Source organism: Nocardioides sp. CPCC 206348 (genome assembly GCF_048654705.1).
Taxonomy (GTDB): Bacteria; Actinomycetota; Actinomycetes; order Propionibacteriales; family Nocardioidaceae; genus Nocardioides.
In genome coordinates, this window is record NZ_JBMCZA010000239.1 from 82,589 (window position 1) to 88,063 (window position 5,475).

At 70.4% G+C, this 5,475-nt stretch carries 6 protein-coding genes; 2 read left to right on the forward strand and 4 right to left on the reverse strand.

The window, feature by feature from the left end:
- Nucleotides 1-69 precede the first annotated feature (69 nt).
- Nucleotides 70-549 (reverse strand): hypothetical protein, encoded by a 480-nt coding sequence (locus ACOADB_RS27675; RefSeq protein WP_378606713.1) that lies wholly within the window; start codon nucleotides 547-549, stop codon nucleotides 70-72.
- A 5-nt stretch (nucleotides 550-554) separates the two neighbouring features.
- Nucleotides 555-1,208: a hypothetical protein gene (locus ACOADB_RS27680; protein ID WP_378606716.1), complete on the reverse strand. Its 654-nt coding sequence runs from the start codon at nucleotides 1,206-1,208 to the stop codon at nucleotides 555-557.
- A 132-nt stretch (nucleotides 1,209-1,340) separates the two neighbouring features.
- Between ACOADB_RS27680 and ACOADB_RS27685 the strand changes: the two genes are divergently transcribed.
- Both ACOADB_RS27685 and ACOADB_RS27690 read left to right on the forward strand, forming a co-directional pair.
- Complete coding sequence (locus ACOADB_RS27685; protein WP_378606719.1) at nucleotides 1,341-3,341, forward strand: sensor histidine kinase; 2,001 nt, start codon at nucleotides 1,341-1,343, stop codon at nucleotides 3,339-3,341.
- The gene (locus tag ACOADB_RS27690; RefSeq protein WP_378606722.1) at nucleotides 3,329-3,973 is read left to right on the forward strand and encodes a LuxR C-terminal-related transcriptional regulator; all 645 of its coding nucleotides are present in this window, start codon (nucleotides 3,329-3,331) and stop codon (nucleotides 3,971-3,973) included. Before ACOADB_RS27685 ends, ACOADB_RS27690 begins: the two co-directional genes overlap by 13 nt.
- Before the next feature lie 29 nt (nucleotides 3,974-4,002).
- On the opposite strand, the gene ACOADB_RS27695 is transcribed toward ACOADB_RS27690, so the two are convergent.
- Nucleotides 4,003-4,473 carry a MarR family winged helix-turn-helix transcriptional regulator gene (locus ACOADB_RS27695; protein ID WP_378606724.1) on the reverse strand — a complete coding sequence of 157 codons (471 nt, stop codon included), beginning with the start codon at nucleotides 4,471-4,473 and terminating at the stop codon, nucleotides 4,003-4,005.
- A 4-nt stretch (nucleotides 4,474-4,477) separates the two neighbouring features.
- Nucleotides 4,478-5,161, reverse strand: coding sequence for a GTP cyclohydrolase II (locus tag ACOADB_RS27700; protein ID WP_378606727.1), 684 nt, complete (start codon nucleotides 5,159-5,161; stop codon nucleotides 4,478-4,480).
- Nucleotides 5,162-5,475: the final 314 nt, after the last annotated feature.

Here is a 5,475-nt window from a genome sequence, read left to right on the forward strand (position 1 = left end):
CGGTCAGGAACCGGCGGAAGGCGACCTGCTCGCGCTCCTTGAGCTCCTCGACCGAGGTGTCGATGAGGTTCATCGCGCCGGACACTCGATGCCCGTCGCGAGCAGGCCCTGCCTCGCGGGCGAGCCGAAGAACTCGTCCAGGGCCTTGCCGTAGGCACGGGACCACTCCTCCTCGGTCAGCTGCTCGACCTTGGTGTCCCACTCCTCGTCCAACGCCGCGATCGCCGCCCGATAGGCGTCGAACGCCTCGTCCGCCTTCCTGTCGGCGTCGGTCTGCACCTCGATCTGGTCGAGCTCGCCGTCGAACTCCTCGTAGACCGGGGCGAGTGCGGTTCGATTCGCCACGTACCGCGCTCGGTCGGGCACGGGAGCGGAGTCGCCGGTGATCGGTACGACGTCGTCGATCAGCTCCTCGCACAGCCGGTTCGCCGTTTCGACGTACGTCGGTCCGGTCGGCTCCGGGGCGTCATCGCCCTTCTCGTCGCCGCCGTCCCCGCATCCGGTGAGGACCAGCAGCAGCGCGGCTGCGGCCATCGGCTTCCTCGTCATCGTGCTCACCGGCCCTTCGCGTCGGCGTCACCAGGCAGCAGCACGGCCACCAGGAGCAGCCAGCCCGGCAGCAGCACGAACGGCGCGAATCCGCCGGGACCCAGGGGTGCGAGCACGCCGAGCACGATCGAGGCCCAGCTGAGCCAACGCGGCAGCGCACCTGAACCGAGCGCGCTCACGCCCACGCCGATGTAGATGCACGCCATCGCCGCCATCGCCGGCAGGAAGTTCGACGTGTCAGCAAGGTTGGCCGCAGAGACGACACTGGTGTCGCCGAGGTCGACCGCGTGGCGCAGGGCCAGCGTCGTGACCCCGAAGCTCGCGTAGGTGAAGGCCATCAGGCCGAACCCGACGAGTGCGGCGTCGGCTGCCCAGCGATGTCCCACCGCCGAGAGTCGCGAGCGGATCGACGTTCCCAGGAACACCAGCACGGCGCAGAGCGCCATCAGGACATAGGACTCGATCCGTACGGCTCCGAGGGTGGTCTCGTAGGAGGCGATGATCTTGGCCGGATCAGCATCCGGCTCACGGTCGGTCGAGGTCGCCATCATGGCGACGAATCCGGCCAGGAACACGACGGCCAGCCCGATGGAGATGCGCCGTTCCGCGACGGGTGCAACTCCGGGGCCGACCTCAGGGAGGGTGTGGAGACTGTTCATGGATCCAGACTGCGATCGGGGACCATCTCGGCGCATCCGAGGCTTCCCGGGTCCTCGGTGGTGGCGTCACGGGCCCGGATTCCGTGCCAGCACGGACCCCGGACGGCGCCGTACGGTGACAGCATTGGTCCTGTGGAGACGGCCGGGGCCCAGACCAAGCGCGTACGTGTCGCGCTCGCCGCTGTGCTCGGCACCCAGCTCGCCGTCGGAGTCGGGGCGCTGGTCTCCGACCACGCCATCGCTGACGAGGGCCACCCCGAGCTCGTGCAGACGACTGCCGTGGGCGTGGGGCTCATCCTCGGTGTGGTCGTCGCCTCCCTCGTCGGCGCAGCGATCGTCAGCGCACAGCCCCGCCATCCCGTCGGCTGGCTCTTCCTCGCCCTGTCGAGCGTCATCATGTTCTCCGCTTTCGCGGCGAGCTGGGTGGGCTGGGGCGCGATCGTCCAACCCGGCTCACTGCCGGGCACGGGTGTGATCGCGGCAGTCGACAACTCCGCCTGGATCGCGTGGTTCGTCATCATCGCCCTCGTCCTCCTGCTGACGCCGACTGGCACCTACCTGAACCGGCGCTGGCGCGTGGTCGGGCGAGCCGTCATCGGCGCCGGCGGGGCCGCGTTCGCGCTCGCCCTGTTCCGGACCGAGCTCGACGCCCCGTACCAGTCGGTCGACAACCCACTCGGTGCCCCCGGACTCGGTTGGTTGACCAGCGGGGTGGCCTATGTACTCGTCCTGCTGGTGGCCGTGGGGCTGGTGGCCTCGGGGTTCTCGCTGGTCCTGCGCTGGCGACGGGCGGAGGGGGACGAACGGCAGCGCTTGATGTGGCTGGCGCTGGTGGTCGCGGTCCTCCCCGTGTGCGTGCTCGGTGCCTTCATCGCGGCGAGCGCCGAAGCGACTGAGCTGATGGTCCTGTCCACGGGTGGCTTCATCATCCTGATCCCGGTGGCAGCCGGCCTGTCGATCACCCGCTACCACCTGTACGACGTCGAGCGCGTCCTCTCCCGGACCACCAGCTACTCGTTGCTCACGGCGATCCTGGTCGGCACCTACGCCGGGATCATCTGGCTCGGCGCCCGGGGAACCGGACGCTGGTCGACCACGCCCGAGGTCGCTGCCACGATCGGCGCGCTGACTGTCGCCGTGCTCGCAGCCCCCCTGCGCCGTGGCCTGCAGGACACGATCGACCGGCGGTTCAACCGGCGCCGCCACGATGCGGTCCGGCTGATCACAGGCGAGATCGGGTCCGCCGACCTCGACCTCGACGACCTCATGCGTCGCGCGTTCGCGGACCCCAGCGTGTCGATCAGCTACCCCGGGATCGACGCCGGGTCGTGGGTCCGTTCCACCGGTGAGGCGGCAGCCGAGCCCCGGAACGCGGTCGAGGTCGAGCGCGCCGGTCGGGTCATCGCGAGGGTCGGCTTCGAAGCGGGCGCGGTGGACCGGGCCGTCGTCGCCGCGGGCGCTGCCGCCGCGTCGACCGAGCTCGACAACGCCCGGCTGCGTGCCGAGCTCGCCGAGCGTCTCGTGGAGCTTGCGGGGTCGCAACGACGCCTCGCCGAGGCGCAGCGGGAGGAGCGACGCCGGATCGAGCGGGACCTCCATGACGGAGCGCAGCAGCAACTGATCGCACTCGCCTTCGAGCTGCAGTCCGCGCACCTCAGCGGTGACCCCGAACGCATGAGCAGCGCGTTGGCGGCAGGCGCCCACGAGGCACAGTCCGCGGTCCGGGACCTGCGGGCCCTGGCCAACGGCCTCCACCCCGCAGCGCTCGCCGACGGCGGGCTCCCGGCAGCGCTCGACGACCTTCGTGCGCACGCGACCGTTCCGGTGCGCCTGGACGTGGACGTCGCGCGACTGGATCCCTCGGTCGAGTTCACCGCCTGGCTCGCCCTGGGAGAGGCGTTGGTCAACGCCCAGAAGCACGCCCAGGCGACCGAGGTCCGGGTCTGCGTGCGCCAGGTCAGCGACTCCCTGACCTTCGAGGTGCGCGACGACGGCCGCGGGGGCGCCAATCCGGACGGACCCGGCCTCCGCGGGCTGCGCGACCGGGTCGGGGCAGCCGGGGGAGTGCTGAGGATCGACTCCGTTCCTGCTCGCGGGACGGTCGTGTCGGGGGTGATCCCGTGCGGGTCGTGATCGCGGATGACTCCGGACTCCTTCGCGACGGACTCACCCGGCTCCTCGTGGAGACCGGGATCGAGGTCTGTGCAGTCGTTGCCGACGCCGACGCGCTGCACGCCGCGGTCGACGAACACCGCCCGGAGGTGGCGATCGTCGACATCAGGATGCCTCCGACCTTCACCCACGAGGGAGCACGAGCGGCGGTGGAGCTGCGACGACGGCATCCTGACCTGTCCATCCTGCTGCTCTCCCAGTCGCTGGAGAGCCGGTACGTCGTCGACCTTGCACGAGCGCATCCCGAGCGGTTCGGGTATCTCCTCAAGGATCGCGTCGTCGATGTCGGCGTGCTCCGCGACGCGATCGGGACCCTTGTCGCGGGCGGCACCGTGCTCGACCCGGCCGTCGTCTCCCACCTCATGGGCGGGCAGAAGGTGTACGACCAGCTCGCCCAGCTCAGCGATCGCGAGCGCGCGGTGCTCGAGCTGATGGCACAGGGGAAGTCGAACGGGGCGATCGCTTCTGCGCTCGTGATCGACCTGCGTACCGTCGAGAGCCACATTGCGCGGATCATGACGAAGCTCGACCTCCACCCGTCGACCGAGGAGCACCGTCGGGTGTTGGCGGTCCTGGCGTGGCTGCGGAGCTGAGCACCGGAGCCAGGGCGCACCTGCCCTCGTCAGTCGTTGATCGCGCCCACGATCTTCGTGGTGATCCTGCGCAACGACTCCACGTCAGCATCGCTGAGGTGGTCGAACACCAGGCGGCGCACGGTGGCGACATGGTCGGGAGCGACCTGCTCCAGCAGGGTGCGGCCGGCCGGGGTCAGCGCGGCGAACTGCTTGCGCTTGTCGTCGGTGCACTGGCTGCGGACGACCCAGCCGCGCTGCTCGAGGCTCGCCACGGCATGGGACAGCCGCGAGGGGCTGGTGCCCGACACTCCGGCGAGGTCGCTCATCGAGAGCGTGCCGTCGTCCTGGGCCGACAGGAACGCGAGGATGCCGTAGTGGGCGTGGTTGATCCCGGCGGTCTCCCTCAGCTGCTTGTCCAGCTCGTGGGGCAGCTGGAGCAGCGTGCGGAGCAGGGGCAGCCACGCCGCCATCTGCGCGTCCGTGAGCCAGGGCTGCTCGGGTACGTCGTCGGCGGGCACGCCCTCAGCCTAGGAGTTCTGGCAGCGCCAGGGTGTGTGCGGTGTGGTCCCGCTTCGCCGTGAGGTAGCGCGCGTTGGCGTCGGTCAGGTGAACGCCGGTCGCGACCCGCTCGGCGACGGAGATCCCCAGGTCCTCGAGCTGGGCGGCCTTGTCGGGGTTGTTGCTCAGCAGCCGGATCCGGTCGGCCCCGACCGCGACGAGCATCTGGGCGGCGGCGGTGTAGTCGCGCTCGTCCTCGTCGCGGCCCAGCGCGGTGTTCGCCTCGTAGGTGTCGAGGCCGGAGTCCTGCAGCGCGTAGGCGTCCAGCTTGGCGTAGAGGCCGATGCCGCGACCCTCCTGGCGCAGGTACAGCAGGAACCCGCCCGCGTCGGTGATCCGCTCGACCGACTCCCGCAGCTGCGGGCCGCAGTCGCACCGCTCGGAGCCGAACACGTCGCCCGTCAGGCACTCGCTGTGCGGGCGGACCAGGGGAGCGGGCCCGCCGAGCGCCGCGCGGCGCAGGGCGCCCTGCCAGTCGCCGAGGCCCAGCAGCAGGTGCTCCTTCCCGTCGACCAGGCCGGCGAAGGTGCTGACGGCAGCGGTCGTCGCGTAGCCGTCGGGGAAGCGCAGGGGCACCGTCACCTGGGTCCGGACCGTGGCGGCGGGCAGCGTGGGGGTGGTGCTGAGGTGCAGGAGTTCGGCAGCCATTCGGCGCTCCTAGGTATTTGAAGTCTCAAGCGTTGCGGTATGGGACCCAAGACACTTGAGACTTCAAATATTCCTGCTGCGGCGAAGAGATCTCGAACTTGATCCGAAAAGGCACCTAGTCGGGCTTCGTGACCCGTCACTACCGTCGCCCACATGAGAAAAGTTTCCCTTTCACTTGGTGCGTCCCTCACCGCCGGCGTCATGATCACTGCGGCCAGTCCGGCCCTGGCTGCCGGATGGTTCGGCGCGCCGGTCACCAGCGCGCTCGACAACTCGCTCGGCCCGGGCCCGGCGCCCCGGCCGGTCGCCACGGC